The organism is Luteirhabdus pelagi (assembly GCF_016827595.1).
GTDB classification, from domain to species: Bacteria; Bacteroidota; Bacteroidia; order Flavobacteriales; family Flavobacteriaceae; genus Luteirhabdus; species Luteirhabdus pelagi.
This window is the reverse complement of the sequence record NZ_JAECMS010000001.1, coordinates 264,660-285,612: the sequence shown is the minus strand read 5'-3', so window position 1 is coordinate 285,612 and position 20,953 is coordinate 264,660. Positions and strand designations below refer to the sequence as shown.

The 20,953-nt window shown below is 42.8% G+C and carries 21 protein-coding genes; 13 read left to right on the top strand and 8 right to left on the bottom strand.

What is annotated here, in order from left to right:
- Nucleotides 1–69: 69 nt before the first annotated feature.
- Together I4Q58_RS01330 and I4Q58_RS01325 are read right to left on the bottom strand one after the other, a co-directional pair.
- The gene (locus I4Q58_RS01330) at nucleotides 70–1,140 is read right to left on the bottom strand and encodes a DUF3810 domain-containing protein (RefSeq protein ID WP_203292960.1); all 1,071 of its coding nucleotides are present in this window, start codon (nucleotides 1,138–1,140) and stop codon (nucleotides 70–72) included.
- A gap of 3 nt (nucleotides 1,141–1,143) precedes the next feature.
- Nucleotides 1,144–2,637, bottom strand: coding sequence for a serine hydrolase (locus I4Q58_RS01325; protein WP_203292957.1), 1,494 nt, complete (start codon nucleotides 2,635–2,637; stop codon nucleotides 1,144–1,146).
- Nucleotides 2,638–2,730: 93 nt separating this feature from the next.
- On the opposite strand from I4Q58_RS01325, the gene I4Q58_RS01320 reads away from it, so the two are divergent.
- Nucleotides 2,731–4,188, top strand: coding sequence for an aminoacyl-histidine dipeptidase (locus I4Q58_RS01320; RefSeq protein ID WP_203292955.1), 1,458 nt, complete (start codon nucleotides 2,731–2,733; stop codon nucleotides 4,186–4,188).
- A 52-nt stretch (nucleotides 4,189–4,240) separates the two neighbouring features.
- On the opposite strand, the gene I4Q58_RS01315 is transcribed toward I4Q58_RS01320, so the two are convergent.
- The 3 genes from I4Q58_RS01315 to I4Q58_RS01305 are packed head-to-tail and all read right to left on the bottom strand — an operon-like array spanning nucleotide 4,241 to nucleotide 6,921.
- The gene (locus I4Q58_RS01315) at nucleotides 4,241–5,347 is read right to left on the bottom strand and encodes a peptidylprolyl isomerase (protein ID WP_203292953.1); all 1,107 of its coding nucleotides are present in this window, start codon (nucleotides 5,345–5,347) and stop codon (nucleotides 4,241–4,243) included.
- A 4-nt stretch (nucleotides 5,348–5,351) separates the two neighbouring features.
- Nucleotides 5,352–5,909, bottom strand: a complete 558-nt coding sequence (gene gldI, locus I4Q58_RS01310; protein ID WP_203292951.1) for a gliding motility-associated peptidyl-prolyl isomerase GldI — start codon at nucleotides 5,907–5,909, stop codon at nucleotides 5,352–5,354.
- Nucleotides 5,899–6,921 (bottom strand): DHH family phosphoesterase, encoded by a 1,023-nt coding sequence (locus I4Q58_RS01305; protein WP_203292949.1) that lies wholly within the window; start codon nucleotides 6,919–6,921, stop codon nucleotides 5,899–5,901. Before I4Q58_RS01305 ends, gldI begins: the two co-directional genes overlap by 11 nt.
- 79 nt (nucleotides 6,922–7,000) lie before the next feature.
- Here I4Q58_RS01305 and I4Q58_RS01300 point away from each other — a divergent pair, with 79 nt between their 5' ends.
- Complete coding sequence (locus tag I4Q58_RS01300; protein ID WP_203292947.1) at nucleotides 7,001–8,032, top strand: alkaline phosphatase D family protein; 1,032 nt, start codon at nucleotides 7,001–7,003, stop codon at nucleotides 8,030–8,032.
- A gap of 63 nt (nucleotides 8,033–8,095) precedes the next feature.
- Nucleotides 8,096–8,515 carry a nucleoside-diphosphate kinase gene (locus tag I4Q58_RS01295; protein ID WP_203292945.1) on the top strand — a complete coding sequence of 140 codons (420 nt, stop codon included), beginning with the start codon at nucleotides 8,096–8,098 and terminating at the stop codon, nucleotides 8,513–8,515.
- Nucleotides 8,516–8,573: 58 nt separating this feature from the next.
- On the opposite strand, the gene I4Q58_RS01290 is transcribed toward I4Q58_RS01295, so the two are convergent.
- The 3 genes from I4Q58_RS01290 to recF form a co-directional block, all read right to left on the bottom strand.
- Nucleotides 8,574–8,870: a DUF721 domain-containing protein gene (locus I4Q58_RS01290; RefSeq protein WP_203292943.1), complete on the bottom strand. Its 297-nt coding sequence runs from the start codon at nucleotides 8,868–8,870 to the stop codon at nucleotides 8,574–8,576.
- A 5-nt stretch (nucleotides 8,871–8,875) separates the two neighbouring features.
- Complete coding sequence (locus I4Q58_RS01285) at nucleotides 8,876–9,298, bottom strand: lipocalin family protein (protein ID WP_203292941.1); 423 nt, start codon at nucleotides 9,296–9,298, stop codon at nucleotides 8,876–8,878.
- Nucleotides 9,299–9,573: 275 nt separating this feature from the next.
- Nucleotides 9,574–10,665: a DNA replication/repair protein RecF gene (recF, locus tag I4Q58_RS01280; RefSeq protein WP_203292939.1), complete on the bottom strand. Its 1,092-nt coding sequence runs from the start codon at nucleotides 10,663–10,665 to the stop codon at nucleotides 9,574–9,576.
- Between the two features lie 150 nt (nucleotides 10,666–10,815).
- Here recF and I4Q58_RS01275 point away from each other — a divergent pair, with 150 nt between their 5' ends.
- The 10 genes from I4Q58_RS01275 to I4Q58_RS01230 all read left to right on the top strand — a co-directional run bounded on the left by I4Q58_RS01275 (nucleotide 10,816) and on the right by I4Q58_RS01230 (nucleotide 20,935).
- Nucleotides 10,816–11,580 (top strand): tetratricopeptide repeat protein, encoded by a 765-nt coding sequence (locus tag I4Q58_RS01275; protein WP_203292937.1) that lies wholly within the window; start codon nucleotides 10,816–10,818, stop codon nucleotides 11,578–11,580.
- Between the two features lie 2 nt (nucleotides 11,581–11,582).
- Entirely contained in the window at nucleotides 11,583–12,080 is a 498-nt protein-coding gene (gene ribH / locus I4Q58_RS01270; protein WP_203292935.1) for a 6,7-dimethyl-8-ribityllumazine synthase, read from the top strand.
- A 90-nt stretch (nucleotides 12,081–12,170) separates the two neighbouring features.
- Complete coding sequence (locus tag I4Q58_RS01265; protein WP_203292933.1) at nucleotides 12,171–12,458, top strand: riboflavin synthase subunit beta; 288 nt, start codon at nucleotides 12,171–12,173, stop codon at nucleotides 12,456–12,458.
- Nucleotides 12,458–14,296 (top strand): DNA mismatch repair endonuclease MutL, encoded by a 1,839-nt coding sequence (mutL, locus tag I4Q58_RS01260; protein ID WP_203292931.1) that lies wholly within the window; start codon nucleotides 12,458–12,460, stop codon nucleotides 14,294–14,296. Before I4Q58_RS01265 ends, mutL begins: the two co-directional genes overlap by 1 nt.
- A gap of 3 nt (nucleotides 14,297–14,299) precedes the next feature.
- Nucleotides 14,300–15,034 carry a rhomboid family intramembrane serine protease gene (locus I4Q58_RS01255; RefSeq protein ID WP_203292929.1) on the top strand — a complete coding sequence of 245 codons (735 nt, stop codon included), beginning with the start codon at nucleotides 14,300–14,302 and terminating at the stop codon, nucleotides 15,032–15,034.
- A gap of 2 nt (nucleotides 15,035–15,036) precedes the next feature.
- Nucleotides 15,037–15,912, top strand: a complete 876-nt coding sequence (locus I4Q58_RS01250) for a rhomboid family protein (RefSeq protein WP_203292927.1) — start codon at nucleotides 15,037–15,039, stop codon at nucleotides 15,910–15,912.
- Nucleotides 15,913–15,915: 3 nt separating this feature from the next.
- Nucleotides 15,916–16,959, top strand: coding sequence for an endonuclease/exonuclease/phosphatase family protein (locus I4Q58_RS01245; protein WP_236002789.1), 1,044 nt, complete (start codon nucleotides 15,916–15,918; stop codon nucleotides 16,957–16,959).
- A gap of 81 nt (nucleotides 16,960–17,040) precedes the next feature.
- Entirely contained in the window at nucleotides 17,041–18,570 is a 1,530-nt protein-coding gene (gene guaA / locus I4Q58_RS01240) for a glutamine-hydrolyzing GMP synthase (RefSeq protein ID WP_203292925.1), read from the top strand.
- Nucleotides 18,571–18,602: 32 nt separating this feature from the next.
- A complete protein-coding gene (locus I4Q58_RS01235) occupies nucleotides 18,603–20,519 on the top strand; it encodes a PBP1 and LysM peptidoglycan-binding domain-containing protein (protein WP_203292923.1) in 1,917 nt (638 codons plus the stop codon).
- A complete protein-coding gene (locus tag I4Q58_RS01230; protein WP_203292920.1) occupies nucleotides 20,516–20,935 on the top strand; it encodes an OsmC family protein in 420 nt (139 codons plus the stop codon). Before I4Q58_RS01235 ends, I4Q58_RS01230 begins: the two co-directional genes overlap by 4 nt.
- Nucleotides 20,936–20,953 lie beyond the last annotated feature (18 nt).

Sequence of the window (20,953 nt, the reverse complement as noted above, 5' to 3'; positions counted from 1 at the left end):
GGTTAAAGATATAGGAACCGAAACTGAATGGGTTTCCGAATCTTTAAAATTAACAAATCGTTAAGAAATTTAAAAAGGTCGTTCCTCATAATAATTTACGATGAGTGCTACCATATAGTTATAGCTCATAATGCCGCGACTTTGGTTGTTCGCCTTGAGGAAGTAGTTATAAAAGTGTTTGGAGAATACTTCAAACGGATTTTCGTAGGCACCCCAGAACTCCCGCATTTCTCGATAGCTTTCCAATATTCCGAAGTTGATGGTGGGTAGCAATGCTTCATACGTTGGCATATCGCGACGAGCAATTTCATTTACACAATACCGCAAAGCGAAGATATACCCAGCATACTGAATATAGGGGTCATCGTTATGAACACTGGTTAGCGTTGCAATAAAGTTCGCTTCATTTTCAGCGGCATAGCCTACCTGATGCGCCATTTCATGACAGCTTACCACCGGAAACTTATAGGTTTTGATAAGGTTGTTCACCTGTGCTTCACCTGAAAAAGGATTGTAATACCCACTATATCCCATATAAGTAAGTCCAAGGCTCCAACCACTTTTTTTAATGCTAGTCGGTTGGTAAGCAAGAGAAGGAAATTCAGAAATAATATTATCGTAACCGTTTTCCGCTTTGTCGAAGATTTCCTGTTGGGAATAGGGCAAATCGATTTTGGTACTATCGGCATAGCCTAATTCGCGATGCATGGCATTCGATTTAGTGATAAGCCGCTTGGTAGTGGCGACCAATTCCTCGGTGGTATACTCGGCATCCAATCCGAGCGATTTATGAAGCGGCAGTCTGTAATAATTAAAGCCCCAAAGTGCATGGAACATAAAATATACGATAGAAACCGTGGCTACGATATCGACAAAAAACGAAATCGGTTCAAAACGAAGTCGACGGATATTCAAGTATAACCATCGCAAGGCTAGAAAGGTGATAAGAATATAGAAAACATCACCAACCGAAAAAGGCACCCAGCCAAATAGGGTACGCGAGGCCATCGATAGGTATTTATAAAACCCAAGACTGTAATATGTTTCCACCGTTTCGGGAAAATACTTCAAAAGTTGCAGCAGTAGAATTTGAACGGGCAAAAGTAGGGCAAGGATGATTTTTGTTCGATTTCTAGGCATGGGTTACTCGTTTCGAATGGCTATGGAATGTGAAGTGAAGGTATCCTTTCCTTTCAACTTCAAAAAATAAATTCCATCTTCCAAATTAGGAAGTTGTATCGTCGATTTAGCTTGGTCTATCATTCCTTTATCGACCAATCTGCCAGATGAAGAGTACAGTTCGTAGTTGCGTTTTTCCTTGGTCTGAATATGGAGTTCTTCTGAAGTTGGGTTTGGAAAAATAGCCATATCAGTATCTTCAAGTGAAACCGTAGAGAGCATTTCGGTGAAATAGTCGCAAAGAATGGTGAAAATCGATTCTTCCAATGTATAGTAAGAAGAATAATTTCCAAATTGATAGCCATTCCAACTTCCATTTGTCATTACTACAAATGAAATGGGGTCGCTTTCCGAAAAATACGCATCGCTAATAAGTCCATAGGCTTCTCCAGGATGCCCAATAAAGACTCCGGTCGGGCCATCGAGGCAAATAGTGTCGCCCGTATCGGTATTCGATTGATGTAACCCGAGCCCCCAGCGATTGAACAGTCCAAAATAGTTGTCACCATTGGAATCGTTATAATTCCATTGCATGGTCTTCATTTCTTCTATAGCTGCCGTACTAATTTCAAGTGAAGCACTTGCGCCATTGGTTTGTAAAAAGTTTAGAAACTTTCCTAAATCTGCAGCAGTACATCGCAACCCTCCCTGCGGTGCGAAATAGGCGCCATTGGTTCCGGGAGTATAGGAAGACAGATCGGGCGGTAGGGGATAGGTACCCTGATAATTATCGGCCTGCGGTTGCCAGCCGTTAATATTTCGATACAAGACAGCCACATCGTTAATATCGTTTATATCCTGTATATTAAAACTTCCATCAATTCCCAATGGCTCCAATATTTCCTCTTTCATATAGATATCCAAGCGTTCGCCACTGATAGCTTCCAGTAACGTCCCTAACAAACCAAAATTGATATTACTATAGGCGAAAAATGATCCTGGTGTTTCCGTTCGCCACATGTCACTAGTATAGAAACTCCCACTCTGCAGTAGTACTTCAGAAATAGAAGGGATCGGGGTTTGGCTGTAGGTAGCATTCAAAAACGATGTATAACCACTGCCATCCTGCAAACTACTTTGATGGCTTAGCAGCATCCGAAAGGTAATGGGTTCACCTGGAAAGTTTGGATTCTCTACAGTATAGCCTAGGTAAGAGGAAATATCGTCATCCAACTCAAACAAGCCTTCATCATAGAGCTTCATCATGCCTAGCGCTACAACCGATTTAGAAATGGAAGCGATTCTATAATGCGTGTCATCATTTACAGGAAGGGAGCGATCGAAATCCCGTAATCCATAGGAAAACGTTTCACTTACACCTTCAACGCTGACCAAAATTGATAAACCCATCAATTCAAATTCTTCAAAAACGGTTTCTAACTCCGCTTCCAATGACTGTGCAGCGGAATTGACGATCCCCGCAATAAAAGCGCAAAGGAATACGGAAATAATTCGCATGTTATAAGTTTTATAAGACGGCCCCTAAAAGTAAGAAAACCTAGTAACTTTGTATGCCTAAAGAAAAGAGAGATAAATAAAAATTGAAGAAATATGAATGAAGCCATACGAAAATTAGAGCCGAAGGCAGTTTGGAACAAATTTGCCGACCTCAATGCGGTCCCGCGACCTTCAAAGAAGGAAGAAAAGGTAATCGCGTTTATGAAAAACTTCGGCAACAGTTTAAACCTTGAAACCATAGAAGATGAGGTAGGAAACGTTATCATCCGTAAGCCGGCCACCAAAGGTATGGAAGATCGACAAATGGTGGTGCTGCAGTCGCATTTGGATATGGTGCACCAAAAAAACAACGATACCGAGTTCGATTTTGATACCCAAGGTATTGAAATGTATGTGGAAGACGATTGGGTAAAGGCGAAAGGAACGACGCTTGGTGCCGATAATGGACTTGGCGTGGCGGCGATTATGGCGCTTTTGGAAAGCAACGATATCGAGCATCCTGCTTTGGAGGCGCTCTTTACCATCGATGAGGAAACGGGAATGACCGGAGCTATGGGATTGAAAGGTGGTATTCTGAAAGGTGATATTTTATTGAATCTCGATACCGAGGAAGATGACGAAATAGGTGTTGGTTGTGCCGGCGGTGTTGATATTACCGCTACACGGGGTTATGATGAAGTGGGTAGTCCTGAAAACTGTTTTTGGTATACCGTTTCTGTGAAAGGCTTACAAGGCGGCCATAGTGGAATGGATATCATCAAAGGCCTCGGGAATGCCAATAAGATGATGAATCGAGTACTGCAAGTTGTGGGTAGCGATATTCATGTGTCTTCGATACATGGTGGTGGACTGCGAAATGCTATTCCCCGTGAAAGCAACGCGATGATTGCGGTACCCGTTCCGACCGAAGACCAATTGCTAGCGAAAATGAAACAAACGGCAGCGAATATTAAAGAAGAATATAAGTTGTTGGAACCTGAGTTGAAGTTTTCCATTGAAAAAATCGAAGATCAGGATGCTACGGTGATGAAAATGGACGACCAAATGGATTTGATTCGAGCTTTATCTGCTGCCCATAATGGAGTGTTTCGTATGAGTCCAGCGATGGAAGGCTTGGTTGAAACCTCCAACAATATTGCTAAGGTTGAAGTGGCGAATGGAAAAGTTGAAGTTTTATGTCTTACTCGCTCGTCTGTTGAAAGTTCGAAATGGGATTTGGCCAATGGTCTAAAGGCTGGATTTAACCTTGCTGGTTTTTCGGTTGAATTCTCCGGCGAATATCCAGGCTGGGCGCCAAATATGAGCAGTCCAATCGTGAAGTTGTTGGATAACCTATATCAAGAGCTATTTAAGGAAGAAGCCGATGTGGCCGCTTGTCATGCCGGTTTGGAATGTGGCATCCTAGGCCAGAATTATCCTGATATGGATATGATTTCCTTCGGACCCACTATTCGCGGCGCACACTCACCTGATGAAAGGGCAAGTATTTCCTCAACCCAAAAATTCTGGAGTTTCTTGCAGGAAATACTAAAGCGTATTCCGAAGAAATAGCAACAAAAAAGCCCCGCAAAACTGCGGGGCTTTTTTATGCATTCCATTTAAATTATTCAGCAATCTCTACCAACTCCAACTCGAAGATCAAGTCGGCATTGCCAGGAATAAGGGGTGGATAGCCTCGTTGTCCATATCCTAGATGCGATGGGATGAATACGGTTACCTTATCGCCTACCTTCATCTCTAACAAGGCTTCACGGAAGCCAGGGATTAATCGGGCGTCTGGGCTGTACTGTGTTTGAACAGGCTTGTATTGCTGTGCTGCTTTTCGCGCTTCATCAACGCTTTCGAACTGTTCCGCTTTTTCAACAATGTTGGTATCGAACAAGCGACCATCATCGAAATAACCTGCATAGTTCATCATGATTTGATCGCCTACTTCAGGTTTTGGACCTTCGCCTTTTTCATTGTAATAGATTTTCAATCCAGATTGAAGTTCTTCTGCTTCCTCTCGAAGCTTATCAAATTCCAAGGCTTGTTTCTTAGCGATTTTAGCAATGCGCTCTTCCTTTTCCTTTTTCTCACGCTCTATTTCCTGCATCTGCTCGGTAAAGGGTGCTACCTTTACACCACCTTTATTGATGATATTTACTTTCTGCATTACGATAGAGTCTTTTGGACGGTCGCCAGGCTTAGTCGTTTCGATAGCACCGATACTATCGACCACTTCTTGTCCTTTTACTATTTTTCCGAATACCGTATGCCGGCCATCTAACCAAGGAGTTGGCTTCAATGTTACGAAAAACTGACTACCATTGGTAGCGGGGCCAGAATTCGCCATGCTTAAAATTCCTTTGCTATCATGCTTAAGGGAATCGACGATTTCATCTGGAAAACGATACCCAGGGTTTCCGCTTCCGGTTCCTTCAGGGTCGCCTCCTTGAATCATAAAATCCTTGATAACGCGATGGAAGATCAAACCATCGTAGAATCGTTTTCCCTTGTAGATACTGTCAACCATCCCATTGGTGCCTTCCGCTAAGGATACAAAGTTTGCTACTGTTAGGGGAGTAGCCTCGTTGTAAAGTTCGGCAACAAAGGTTCCTTTGTTTGTGACAAATTCGGCATAAACGCCTTTATCCAAATCGGGATATTTGCTTTTGCAGGCCACTAGGCTTAGGGATACTGCGAGAAATAATAGCAATGTTCGTTTCATAATATTAGTTTTCCGTTGTTTTTTCTATGGTTTGTAAGGTTACGGTGCTTTGCACGGGAACGTTCGTTCCCAATTTATTTTCTAGGCCATAATAGCCATATGCTTTATAAGACGGGAAAAGAAAGGTGACCGTTTCACCTTCTTTCATAAGTTTAATGCCATCGCGCAATCCGGAGATAAGATCCTGATTGGTCTGGTCTATTCTATAGTCTTGTAATCCAGCTTCTTCCTTCGTCAACACTACATTTCCAGAAAGATCCTTGATATTATAAGAGAATACGACACGATCGCCAAACGCTGGAGTTTCAGCTGAAGTGGAATCCTTCACATTGTAATAGTACCAGAATCCGCTATCGGAGGTTATGTATTCTTGTAAGGTATCGGAAGTAATAAGCCCTTCAATTTGCTGTTTTTCCTGTTCGTAAAGTGCTTTGTTACGTTGCGCAGATTCCTGTATAAACGAGCCCGAACTTTGTTGTACCGGTCGTCTCGCTTCAGGCCCTTTACAGCTAAATAGAATCGTAGTCGTAAAAAGGATGAGTAAAATTAGATTATTCCGCATCGTTCAGTTCGGCTTTGTATTGGGGCAAGATACTAATAAATTCACTAACGGTATTTGAAAGCGAACGGGTGCTTCGTCCGCCGGCAGCATTCACATGACCGCCACCATTGTAATGTTCGCGCGCCAGTTTATTAACAGAGAAATCGCCTTTGCTTCGGAAGGAAATCTTAACGATTCCCTCTTGCTTATTTTCGATAAAAATAGCAGCAAAGATGACGCCTTCAACAGAAAGTGCATAGTTTACAAATCCTTCCGTGTCACCTTTTCTAAAATTATGGGTATCCAATTCCTTTTGTGACAGCGTGATAAAGGCGGTTCTATATTCTGGGTGAATATTGAGATTGTTCAACGCAACACCCAACAACTTCAGCTTATCGGGACTATTCACATCGTACACATTTTCATGAATCTTATGCGGCTTTGCGCCGATTTCGATTAAATGCGCCACTACCTTATGTGTCGTGGCGGTGGTGGATGAAAACCGAAAAGAACCCGTATCGGTCATGATACCCGTGTAAAGATGCGTAGAAACCTCTAGGCAAAGCGTGCCCAATTCATCTATGGCTTCCATAAAATGATAGACCATTTCCGAAGTAGAACTCATACTCGGATCGCTATACGTGGCAATCGCATAATCGTCCGGTTGCTGATGATGATCGATCATTACAAAAGACGCATCGGCATCTTCCAAAAATTGTTGCATGTCGCCTACGCGATTCAAGGCATTAAAATCTAGGGTAAAAATTATATCAGCCTTGGTGATTGCCGAGATGCTTTCGTCGGTTTGCTTGTCGTGAATTATGATATGTTCTGCTCCGGGTAGCCATTTCAAAAAGTCGGGAAAATCATTCGGCATAATGGTTTCCACCTTATGGCCCAAGCGATTTAGCACGAAGGAAAGTCCTAAGCAAGAACCAATCGCATCGCCATCTGGGTTTTTATGCCCCACTACCACGATCTTTCGCGGGGCTTTCAGCAATTCCTTTACCGTTGCAAGCGTTTTTTCGTCCATGATGTGCGAAGATACAATTTAATAACATGCAACTGAAACCGTTTTGGTACTTTTGAGTATATCCAAAAACAGGTCTCATATGAAAGCCTTTATTCCTTTTTCTCTACTCATCATCACGCTGTCTTCCTGTGGTCCGACTAAGAATACTGTGCAAAATATTCCTTCCGACGGTCAGCATACCATCATCTTTGCCAGTTGTAACGATCCACATCGTCCCATGCCGTTGTGGGATGATATTCGAAATGAGAATCCTGATGTCTTTATCTGGGGTGGCGACAATGTGTATGCCGATACCGATAATATGGAAAAGATGGAAGCCGATTACGACTTGGTCTGGGCGAATGCAGCATATCAAAAGTTGGCTGAAGAAGCGATTGTGATTGGTACATGGGATGATCACGATTATGGAAAGAATGATGCAGGTGAAGAATGGGAAATGAAAGATGAAGCCCAAACAGAATTATTGGATTTTCTAAAAGTATCCGCTAACGATCCACGTCGGAATAGGGAAGGAGTCTATAATACTGAAACCTTCAACTTTGGTGAAGGCTCTGTGAAAGTGATTTTGTTAGATACACGCTATTTTCGATCTGCCCTGAAGCTAAGCGACGATCCCGATAGACGCTACGATGCCTGGGAAGAGGGCGAAGGCGGAACGATGTTGGGCCAAGCGCAATGGAAATGGCTTCAGGAAGAATTAAAAGATGATTCGGCCGATTTCACTTTGTTGGTCAGTAGTATTCAGGTGTTGGCCGACCAGCACGGTTGGGAGAAATGGGGAAACATGCCTGAAGAGCAGGCAAGATTGCTGGATGTGATTCGCAAGGCACAAGCAAACAATATTATCATCTTAAGTGGCGATCGTCACCAGGCGGAAGTTTCAGTAACGACAGTTCCTGGTTTGGACTATCCATTAATCGATTTCACCAGTAGCGGACTTACGCATACGTGGCCGGAAACACCCATGGACGAGAATGTGCATCGGGTGGGGGAGGGAACCAAACAATTGAACTATGGCGTGCTTCATTTCGATTTTAATAGGAATACGGTTCAGTTCGAGATTCGTGGCGATAAGGGTGTTTTGTATCAAACGTTTACCCAGAAATTTTAGGACAGATTTCCGTTTGTTTTAAAAGTACATTTCCCTATTTTTGCACAAAATTTTAAAATACCTATGAGAACAGATAGAACGTTTACAATGTTGAAGCCTGACAGTGTTGAAAAAGGACATGTTGGTGCCATTATCGAAAAAATTACCGCTGCTGGTTTTAAAATTGTAGCGATGAAACTTACTCAAATGACCAAGGCCGACGCCGAGCAGTTTTATGCAATCCACAAGGAGCGTCCGTTCTTTGGTGAATTGGTAGAATATATGACTCGCGGTCCGATCGTAGCGGCTGTGTTGGAAAAGGAAAACGCTGTGGAGGACTTCCGTACGCTTATAGGGGCTACAAACCCAGAAGAGGCAGCAGAAGGAACTATCCGTAAATTATATGCAGCTTCTATCGGTGAAAACGCCGTTCACGGAAGCGATAGCGATGAAAACGCTGAAATAGAAAGTCAATTTCACTTTGCAGGAAGAGAGATTTTCTAAACAACCCTGAAACTTTGATTACATTGCAGAAGCTGCTCGATACGGGCAGCTTTTTTTATTAGCGAAGGACGAGTTTTTCGATCAGGTCCTTGCCCAATTCTTCGTTCACCATTTTGATGATTTTTTCCTTGCCGTAGGATAATTCTTCGCGAAGTACGGAAGAACTTAGCTTTACATGAAGAGTAGCTTCCTTCAACAGTATGCCAGTAGTGTATTTTGAAATGGCCGTTCCCATCACATTATGCCATGCTTCTTCTACTGAAACTTTATCCAATCCCCTTTGTAAGCGGTTGGTTTCAATGAAATCCTGAATGACATCCCCTAAAGAAATATGTTCGCCAAATCGTTTTGCCATGCTGTTTATTCTGGAGTTTTAAAGCTACGGAATCTGGTGTAGGTATACACGTTTCCATCCCGGTTTTTTACCTTCAATATGTCATCGTTTGCGTACAACACCGTTTCTCTCCAATTGTCGAAAGGAGTTTTGTAATAGAGTCGAAGCGAGTCGTCCTCTACCTTTGCAGTGAAGGTCTCAGCCGAAGCAGAAGTACGGTAGGAACCATCCAATTTTGGCTGCATTTTCTTGCGAACACCCGTACTGTCGGATACTTCAATATAGTCGATGGTGGTATTGATGGCAAATTCCTTTGCCGTGCCATCGGGTAAGGTGGCCGATTCAATTTCCCAATAGCCTTCCAAATGCGTCAGTTGATCGGCTGGATCTTGCCTTCCGCAGGAGAAGAGCAGGAGGGAGAATATGATAAAGGTTATATTTTTAGTCATTGGTCTGTTTTAGTCAATAGTCGTTAGCGATATGCTGTATGCCGTAAGCCGTAAGCTGTACGCTGTAAGCTGTAATTTGTAAAACACTATATTTTATTTGATCCTTTGCAACTCTGCAACTCTGCAACTCTGCAACTCTGCAACTTTGAAACTTTGAAACTCTGCAACTTTGCTTCTCTGCTTCTCTGCTTCTCTGCTTCTTTGAAACTCTGCCTCTCTGCAACTTTGCTTCTTTGAAACTTTGCTCCTCTGAAACGCTGCTTTTATAAAACTGCTCACTGTTCACTGCCAAGCCGAAACATCTTATATGTTTGGTGCACTTCCTTGATTACAGCTTCCGTTCTATCGGCATGGGTGTCGCTTATAAATAATTGTCCGAAGTTCTCTTCATCAACCAAGGAAATAATGTGTGCCACCCGTTGTTCATCCAACTTATCAAAAATATCGTCCAAAAGCAAGATTGGATTTACTTTCGACCGTTCCTTTATAAAATCGAACTGCGCTAGCTTTAAGGCGATTAGAAACGATTTCTGCTGTCCTTGCGATCCGAACTTTTTGATGGGATGCCCGTCAATTTCGAACACCAGATCATCTTTATGAATACCGTAATTGGTGTATTGAAGCATTTTGTCCTTGCTTTCCCCTTCCCGTAATAGGGTAAGCAAATCCTGTTCGCTCAACTGACTTTTATACGTCAGGTTTACTTTTTCAGTTCCACTGCTGATGGAAGCATATCGTTTCAGGAAAATCGGGATAAAGTCTTCCAAAAACGCTGCCCGTTTCCCAAACAAGTGTGTGCCATAGGTGTGAAGTTGCTCGTTGTACACATCCAGCGTATCGCGGTTGAAGGTATGGTTGGCGGCGAAATACTTCAACAACGAATTTCGTTGCGCGAGAATCTTATTGTAGTTCAATAAATTCTGAAGATAGTCGGTATCGCCTTGCGAAATTACACCATCCACAAACTTCCTACGGGTATCGCTGCCTTCAATAATAAGATCACGGTCGGCAGGAGAGATAATAACCAACGGCAGAAATCCGATATGGTCGCTAAATCGATCGTACACCTTTCCATTACGTTTGATTACTTTCTTTTGTCCTTTTTTGGCACTCACCACAATTTTCTCTGGCTTGTTTTCCTTCTCGTAGGTACCTTCAACAACAAAGAAATCGGCGCCATGCTGGATATTCTGACTGGTAATAGGGTTAAAGTAGCTCTTTCCAAAGCTGAGGTGGTAAATCGCATCCAAAATATTCGTTTTCCCGATACCATTCGGACCCGTAAAACAATTGATTTTCGGGTCGAATTGAAAGGTAGCCGTTTCAAAATTCTTATAGTGAAGAAGGGATAGCGATTCTAATATCATAGTTGCCAGCGACTTGCGGTGGTATTTTAATTTGAGTGAAAACGTTGCAAAATTCTGAAAAATACTACCGAAAAAGGTTAAAATTCCTAAATAATTTCGCTTTTAAATTGTAATAAAAATTTTATTTTTGCCCCTCACTAAACCAAAATTATGGCAACCTACAAGAAACGAGGCTATAAACCGAAGACGAAAGAGGAAAAGCAAGAGGCGTTAGAAGAACAGAGCACAACCGCAGAGGTGTTTGGTTCGTTAGATGAAGGAGCTTCCCGTACCGAGCAGTGGTTAGAGAAAAACCAAAAAGCCATTTTAGGCGTTGTGGGGGTTATCGCTATCGCCGTGTTGGGATACTTAGCCTACCAACAATTCATTCAAAAGCCAACCGAAGAGGAGGCGATGAATGAATTGTACAAAGCACAAAGCTATTACGATATGGCCTTGACTGCCGAGGCGAAGGATTCGTTATACGGATTGGCACTGAACGGTGGAGAAGGGAAATTTGGTTTCCTAGGTATTATCGATAGCTACGGAAGTACCGATGCTGCCAATATCGCAAATTATTACGCGGGTATTTCGTATTTGAATACAAACCGCTACCAAGAAGCTATCAATCATCTTGATGATTTTGATGGTTCCGATACTATGCTGGCACCTATTGCGAAAGGGGCAATTGGCGATGCATTTGTTCAATTGGATCAGCCAGGTGAAGCTTTGAAGTATTATGAAGAAGCTGCGAAACTTGCCGCAAATGATCTTACCGCACCACGTTATTTATTGAAAGCTGGTATTACAGCCATGAAACTTGAGCAGTACGATAAAGCGCTTGCACACTTCCAAACCATTGAAGATGAGTACGGCACTTCTGAAGAGGCAAACCAAGCGCAACTATATGTAGGTCAGGTTGAAGCAATGCAATAATCATGGCCACTGAAAACAAGAACTTATCTCAATACGATAAAAACACAATCCCAAACGCGAAGGACTTTCGGTTTGGGATTGTTGTTTCAGAATGGAACGATGAAATAACCGAAGGCTTGTTCCAAGGTGCGTTCGATGCTTTGTTGGATTGTGGCGCAATCAAGGAAAACATTGTCCGTTGGAACGTTCCCGGTAGTTTTGAACTTATTTATGGCTGTAAGAAAATGCAGCAAAGCTACGATATGCTCGATGCCGTCATCGCCATCGGAAGTGTTATTCAGGGGGAAACGAAACACTTCGATTTTGTTTGCGATGGAGTTACGCAGGGCATCAAGGATCTTAACATCCAAAGTGATATTCCGGTCATCTTCTGTGTGCTCACCGATAATAACATCCAGCAGTCGCGCGACCGAAGCGGTGGAAAGCACGGTAACAAAGGGACCGAGGCCGCCATCGCAGCCATCAAAATGGCACAACTTCGAAAGGACGCTCGATTCTAGGACTTTTTCGGCACAGTCATTGTATTTTAAATTCCAGTAGGCATGGTTTCTGAAACCGCGGTAATTTGCCTACCTTTGAAACTTACGCTTATGGGAATTTTAAAAACACGAAAGAACAAGAAATTTGAGTACGAACCACGCTATTTTAAGCATGATGGCGAAGGCAGTCCGTACCAAATCCGACATCGTTTCGATGAACATCGAAGTACGGTAGGCGACACTTCAGGTTTGAAGAACAAAGTTAAATCTGCGTTGGCCGATTTGCGTCGTAGTTCCGATCGAAATACAAGTCGCCGATTGGTAATCATTGTAGCGGTATTAGTGTTTTTATTCCTCCTTTTAATCGATTTCGACCTCTCTATTTTCTATCAAGGGTAATGACAGACATCATTCAATTGTTACCGGACCACGTCGCAAACCAAATAGCCGCCGGGGAAGTGGTGCAACGACCGGCTTCGGTGGTGAAGGAGTTATTGGAAAACGCCATCGATGCGGGTGCCGACTCCATACAATTGGTGGTGAAGGATGCTGGAAAAACCTTGATTCAAGTAACCGACAACGGCGTTGGGATGAGCGAAACCGATGCGCGGCTCTGCTTCGAACGGCATGCGACTTCCAAGATTAAAAATGCCGACGATCTTTTCAACCTCCACACCAAAGGATTTCGTGGGGAGGCCTTGGCCAGTATTGCGGCAATTGCCCACGTAACCTTAAAAACAAAACGTGAAAACGATGAAGTGGGTACTTCACTTACCATCGAAGGAAGCGAAGTCACCGCTCAAGAACCTGCTGTAGTTGCAAAGGGAACTACCGTTTCGGTAAAGAATCTGTTCTATAACATTCCAGCCAGACGAAATTTTTTAAAAAGCAATCCAGTAGAAACACGTCATATCATCGATGAGTTTCATCGGGTGGCACTGGCGCATCCGCAGGTAGCTTTTTCCATGACACATAATGGGAGCGATGTGTTTCAGTTGCAGGCAAGCAATATCCGTCAGCGTATTGTGGGCATCTTCGGAACGAAGACAAATGAAAAGTTGGTTCCTGTTGAAGAGGAAACCGATATTGTTCAAGTGGATGGATTCGTGTTGAAACCTGAGTATGCCAAGAAATCACGCGGTGAACAATTCTTCTTTGTAAACGACCGCTTCATTAAAAGTGCTTATTTGAATCATGCTGTTCAGTCCGCATTTGAAGGATTGTTGAAGGATGGTGCCCATGCCGGGTATTTTCTCTTTCTGAAAGTGCCGCCAAAGAGTATCGATATCAATATTCACCCCACAAAAACCGAAATTAAGTTTGACGATGAGCATAGTATCTATGCGATGTTGAAGGCAACGGTGAAGCATAGCTTAGGGCAATTTAGCGTGGCACCGGTACTCGACTTCAACAAGGATACGGGTTTCGATACGCCCTATGAATACAGTAAGAAACAACCGAAAATTCCTAATGTTGAGGTAGACAGAAGCTTTAATCCCTTCAGAAACGAACCTTCAGGTAGAAGAACGCCTTCTTTTTCACGACCCAAACAATCGTCTTGGGAGTCATTATGCGTTGAAACAAAGGATTCAGGTCACTTTTCAACAGGAATAGCGCAGCTGGAAGTGGAAAGTGAAGAAGTAACCGGAACCTTGTTTAATGAGACCGAGAAAGAACCCAGTCGCGGAACGTTTCAACTACAACAAAAATATATTGTTAGTCCGATAAAAAGTGGCCTGATGGTCATTCACCAACACCGTGCGCATCAACGGATTTTATATGAAGAATTGCTTCGTAATATAACCGTGCAGGAAGCGGTAAGCCAACAGTTGCTCTTTCCGTTGCAACTCAGTTTTTCCACACCCGATCGTGAAATCCTCGCTTCAATTACCGAACAGTTGGAACATACGGGCTTTGTATTTTCAGAAATGGAGCAGGAGCAGGTTGAAATCAGCGGCATTCCGGTTAGTATTTCAGAAAGCAAGGTAGAAGATATTTTAAAACAAGTAATTGCCGACATTAAAGAAGAGGTTCCCGACGCGGGCTTTAGCCAGAACGATTTATTGGCAAAAAGCTTAGCGAAAAGCATGGCCATCAAAACGGGTACTGTATTGCAGCAAGCGGCCCAAGAACATATAATCGACCAATTATTCGCCTGTAAGGAACCTAATGTTTGCCCGGCAAATCGTCCGGTTTTGCTTACAATGGACAGCAGCGATTTTGATAAAAAATTTTAATAGATGGGAAGAATCACCGAAACCGTAAAGGTTCTCATTATTATAAATGTCATTTGTTTCATCGGAACGTTGATGAACGAACAGCTTTCATATAAGCTGTTTTCCCTATTCTATTTTGAAAACCCCAACTTTCAATACTGGCAGCCTGTAACCCATATGTTTATGCATGGTGGGTTTATGCATATCCTCTTTAATATGTACGCCTTATGGGCATTTGGTTCGCCCTTGGAAATGCGCTGGGGACAAAAGAAATTTCTGTTCTTTTACTTTTCAGCAGGACTTGGGGCTGCGTTGATTCATACGCTTTTCAATTATTACCAGTTCAACGCTGGTTATGATGCCTTGATGGCGATTGGCATGAATGATGGCCAGATTATGAATATTCTGGAAACAGGTCAGTATAGCCAGGCTATTCTAGACCAAGTTTCGGCAGATACTATCCAGGACATGTATAATGCCTTTACAACACCTGCCGTTGGGGCTTCGGGTGCTATTTATGGTATTTTGGTTGCCTTTGGTCTCATGTTCCCGAATATCGAATTGATGTTGATCTTTTTACCGGTTCCAATAAAAGCGAAATACTTTATTCCCGGCCTTATCGTTATCGATTTGTTCTTCGGGCTGACTGGCTCTCCTTTGGGCATCGCTCATTGGGCCCATATTGGAGGGGCGATCTTCGGATTTATTATGGCATATTACTGGAAAAAGAATAGTTTTGATTCCCATCGTTGGAACTGACCATGGATAACAACCTCACATATCAATTTAAGACTGCAAATGTCGCCATAAAGCTTATCGTTATCAACGTAGCGATTTTTTTAGTGGTAAGTCTCTTGTCTTTTGTTTTGGATGTCAATACCACCACCTTAACCCGATGGTTTGTGTTGCCAGAGGAACTTGGAGAGCTTATTTTGCAGCCTTGGTCCATTATCACGTATAGCTTCCTGCATGCAGGTTTTTGGCATATCTTCTGGAACATGCTCTGGCTATATTTTATGAGCCGTTTTATCCTCAATCTTTTTTCTGAAAAGCGATTTTTGACCATTTATTTACTCGGCGCTATTTGCGGTGGATTGCTATATATTGCTGCCTATAATGTCTTTCCCGTATTTGAAGGAAGTCGCGGTTATTTGTTGGGAGCTTCCGCAGCCGTTCGAGCTATTGTTATTTTTATCGCTGCATACACACCCCATGCTAAAATTCGAATTTTCGTTTTCAATATCAAGCTGTGGCATATTGGTGCTTTTGTAGTGTTATCAGACCTAATCCAATTACCAACCTCAGGTAATGCCGGTGGGTTAATTGCACATCTAGGTGGTGCCATACTTGGTTATGCATATGCGGTTCAATTGAAAAAAGGAAACGACATCGGCCGTTGGTTCGAATCGCTTATGGATACCGTACAGGGTTGGTTTGCCCCAAGAAAGAAACGTCCGTTTAAAACCGTACACCGTACCCACGCACAAACCAAAAACACCTATCGTCCCCAAAAAGAAGATAAATCTGACCACCAGAAAAAAGTAGATGCCATTCTGGATAAAATTGGAAAAAGCGGCTATGATAGCTTGACCAAGGAAGAAAAGGATTTTTTATTCAAGGCAGGAAACGATAACTAACGTATGGCAGAAAAGTCGAAAAGAGGCTGTTTTCAAACCTTATTGGGTTGGATGAATTCCTTTGTGGCGTTTTTATTACTGCTGTCTTTTATTTTACCACATCTGCCGCCCTCTAAGTTTCCTACACTTTCACTTTTGGGCTTGTTTGTTTCGCCCTTGATCTTTATCAATTTGGTATTTGCGCTATATTGGTTGGTTCAGTTGAAGAAAAAGTTTTGGATGTCGGGAATCGTATTACTATTAACCTATCTATACTTCAATCCCTTTTTTGAAATGTCCTCTCCTGGCGATGCTTCCGAATACCAAAACACCCTAACGGTGCTTTCGCATAATGTTCGGCTGTTTAATGCCTACGAGGATTTTCCAGATTCCAAATCGGTTTCTGGTGCCTTCCGGAAAATGGTAGAAGAGCAACAACCCGACGTTATTTGTATTCAGGAGTTTTACGATAAAAATGAAATAGATTTTTCAGACTATCCGTATCGCGAGATTCACTTCAACAAGAATAATAAATTAGGGCATGCTATCTTTTCAAAATATCCATTGTTGAATGCTGGCGCTTTCGACTTTCAGAATACGAGCAATAATACATTGTATGCCGATGTGGTGAAGGGAAAAGATACCATCCGAATTTACAACCTGCACTTACAATCGCTTCAGATTATGCCGCGAATGAGTTACTTGCAGGAAAGCAGTAAGCAAAAATTACGGAAGCGGTTAACGACAGCATTTGTAAAACAGGAGGAGCAGGTAAAGGCTATTCTTCAACACAAAAAGGAGGTTGCCCACAAAACCATTTTGGTGGGCGATTTTAATAATACACCGTTTTCCTACGTTTATGAAGCTTTAAATGAAGGGATGACCGATACGTTTCTTGAAAAAGGAAAAGGTATTGGGACCACTTTTCACTTCGATTTCTATCCTATGCGAATCGATTACATTTTCGTTTCAGAAGGATTTGAAGTCATCGATTTCGAGTCGCTCGACTATTCTTTTTCCGATCATTTTCCCGTTCGCGCTACGCTGGGCTGGCCTGTTGAAGAGTAATTCACCCCACTTGTTGAAAAGGTTAGGGAATTTTTCCACACTTCTCCTTTAGCCTACCCGATATTTCAATTATTTTTGCGCATGCAAAACACTGTTCTAATCCTCGACTTTGGTTCGCAGTATACCCAGCTTATCGCTAGACGCGTGCGGGAACTCAATATCTACTGCGAGATTTATCCGTATCACCACATTCCAGAAAACCTTTCCGACTTTAAAGCGGTCATTCTCTCAGGAAGCCCATTTTCCACAAGAGCCGAAGACGCGCCACATCCCGATCTTTCCGATATTAAAGGAAAGCTTCCTGTGTTGGCCGTTTGTTATGGCGCACAGTATTTGGCGCATTTTCATGGAGGAAGTGTAGAACCTTCCAATATTCGGGAATATGGTCGAGCGAAACTATCAGCTATTAAAGCAGATGAACCACTATTTAAGGACATTTCGGAAGGTACCCAGGTTTGGATGAGCCATAGCGATACGATCGCGGAACTTCCTACCAACGGAGTTCGATTGGCGAGTACCAAGGATGTGTTGAACGCTGCCTATCGTGTGGAAGGAGAAGAAACCTACGGAATCCAATTTCACCCAGAAGTATACCATACCACCGAAGGAAAACAGGTATTACAAAACTTTTTGGTCACTATTGCTGGCGTGGAACAGTCCTGGACGCCCGCTGCCTTTGTTGATACAACGGTCGAGTCGTTGAAAGAACAGATCGGTGACGGAAAAGTCGTATTAGGCCTTAGTGGTGGTGTAGATAGTACTGTTGCGGCAATTCTTCTTCATAAAGCTATTGGAAATAATCTTTATTGCATTTTCGTGAATAATGGATTGCTTCGGAAAAATGAGTTTACCGATGTTCTACACCAGTACAAGGATATGGGGTTGAACGTTAAGGGCGTTGATGCCTCGGCACGTTTTTTGGATGCTTTGGAAGGTGAAAAGGATCCAGAAGCAAAGCGAAAGGCTATCGGACGTGTTTTTATTGAAGTATTTGACGATGAAGCGCATTTGGTTGAAGATGTCGACTGGCTCGGACAAGGAACTATCTATCCTGATGTTATTGAAAGCGTCTCGGTGAACGGTCCATCGGTTACCATTAAATCGCATCACAATGTTGGTGGATTGCCTGATTATATGAAGTTGAAGGTGGTAGAACCCCTTCGAATGCTCTTTAAGGACGAAGTACGAAGGGTTGGGGCCGAAATGGGCATCGATAAAAAATTATTGGGCCGACATCCATTCCCAGGGCCGGGATTGGCTATTCGAATTTTGGGCGATATTACTGCCGAAAAAGTTCGTATATTACAGGAGGTCGATCATATTTTTATTCAAGGGCTTCGCGACTGGAACCTGTATGACTCCGTTTGGCAAGCAGGCGCCATGTTACTCCCGGTACAGAGTGTTGGGGTAATGGGCGACGAGCGAACCTATGAAAGCGTAGTAGCCTTGCGAGCGGTGGAAAGCACCGATGGAATGACGGCCGATTGGGTAAATTTACCCTATGAATTTTTACAAGAAACGAGTAATCATATAATAAACCGAGTAAAAGGCGTTAATAGGGTAGTGTACGATATAAGTTCAAAACCTCCCGCCACCATCGAATGGGAATAAGCAAACAGCATATCGTCCAAGGAATCAGGATTATGACAAAATACCTTCTATTGGTTGCGTTTACCTGTATCGTCGGTTTAGGATGCGGTACGGTTTCAGAGCAGCAACAACAACTTCCGAAGTACAACAGCCATACCGTTCAAAAAGGTGAAACGGTTTTCAGTATCGCCCAGCGCTACAACATCGATGAACGCGATATTTACCGTTTGAATCCGGACGCTCGTAACGGGATCGATGAAAATACGGTGCTTATTTTACCGGCACTTGTAGATGATGCCAATAGCGATGTTACCTTCAAAATGCATCGTGTAAAGCGAAAGGAAACCTTATTCAGTATTTCACAGCAGTACGGAGTGTCGCAGGCAGATATCAAGAAATATAATAAGGAGCTATATTCCCGTCAGTTGAAGAAAGGCGAAAAAATTAGAATTCCTGTTTCAGACAAGAATACGGGTACGGTCGTTATTCCTGATACTTCTTCTAACATTGAAACTTCCGATACGGGGAAACACACGGTCGCTCCAAAGGAAACTAAATATGGAATCGCTCGTAAATACGGAATTACTGTAGCCGAATTGGAAGCTATGAATCCTGATGTAGGAGAAAGCTTGCCTATTGGAACGGTACTAAACGTACCAGAAAAGTCGGTTAGCGATTCTGCCGTTATCGATACCGATCGCTACGATGTGTATGAAGTGAAACCTAAGGAAGGTTTTTTTAGATTGAAGGTGAAATTCGGCCTTACCAAGGAAGAAATTGTTGCCTTAAATCCACATGCTGCCGATGGTTTAAAGGAAGGCATGGTATTGAAGCTCCCCAAAAGCGACACTGCACTTAGTGAAGCTGTCACTAGGGTCGATCTTGAGAATGCTATAGTGAACAGAGGTGAAAAGCGCTTAGCTATAATGCTACCCTTTCGATTGAATAGAGCGGTAAGCGATTCACTTGAGGCCAAAAAAGAATTATTGAAGAGCAGCAATACGCTTCAAGTAGCCTTGGACTTTTACAGCGGCGTGCTAATGGCAGCCGAATTTGCAAAAGATAAAGGGATTCCGGTTCGGTTGGACGTCTATGACACGGAAGGAAGTAGTTCAAAAATATCATCGTTACTTTCGTCAAAGAATTTTTCGGGTGTCGATGCAGTCGTAGGCCCCCTAATTCGAAGCAATGTGGAACGTGCAGCTGCAGAATTGCGCTCTAAGGATATTCCGGTTTTTTCACCATTGACGAATAGGGATGTTAGTCGATATGAGAACCTATTTCAAACCCTTCCAGAGGAAAAACTATTACGGGAAAGAATGCTTTCCTATTTAAGCGATAATAGTTTCGGTAAGAATATTATTATCGTAAGCGATGGTGGGAAGGTAAGTGAAAAAAATGCAATTATGGCAAAATTGCCCAATGCAAAAACCGTTTCCCCAAGGGAAGGAGGGTATTTGTATCCTCAGGATATTGCATCAAAAATTAATCCCGAAACGGAAAATTGGGTCATCTTAGCTTCAAAGGATCCCGTACTCGTAAGCAATGTGGTTGGTTTGTTAAATGGTATGCCCGACAAACATCGTTTGCGCTTATTCACCTTAGATAAAAATGATGCCTACGACTACCACGATGTTTCTAGCCGTCATTTGGCAAAACTAAACTTTACCTTTCCTTCGGTACATAAGAGTTATAACTACAAAGAGAAACTTCCTTTTTTGGTTAGCTATAAGAATACATATGGGGTGTTGCCCAACAAATATGCGGTTCGTGGATTCGATTTAACATATGACGTGTTACTTCGATTGGCTTCAGCAGACGATATTTACGAGGCCACCAATCAGGATTTCACCACCGAATACATCGAGAACAAGTTTCGGTACCAACGAGATAACGCTTCGGGCTATCAGAATCTCGCAGCGTATTTGATTAAATATACGTCCGATCTTCAATTCGAGGAGGTAAAATGAGTACCAGCACGGTAATATATTTAGGCCAATTACGCACAAAATGTACGCACACGAATTCGGGAGCATCATATATTACCGATGCCCCTACCGATAACCACGGAAAGGGCGAGGCGTTTTCACCTACCGATACGGTGGCTACAGGCCTGGCGAACTGTATGCTTACCATGATGGGCATTAAAGCGGAAGAGAAGGAGGTTTCAATTATAGGTGCCATAGCTACTGTCCAGAAGACAATGGCAAGCAACCCAAGACGTATTTCGAAGATTGAAATCGATATGGAATTGCCCTATGTTTCAAAAAAGAATCAAAAGCTATTGGAGCATACGGCGCGTACTTGTCCGGTGCAGTTCAGTTTGCATCCAGATATCGAAACTATTGTAAAATTTAACTGGGACCAACCCCAAACCAATAAATAAGAAGAAGTATCGTTACCC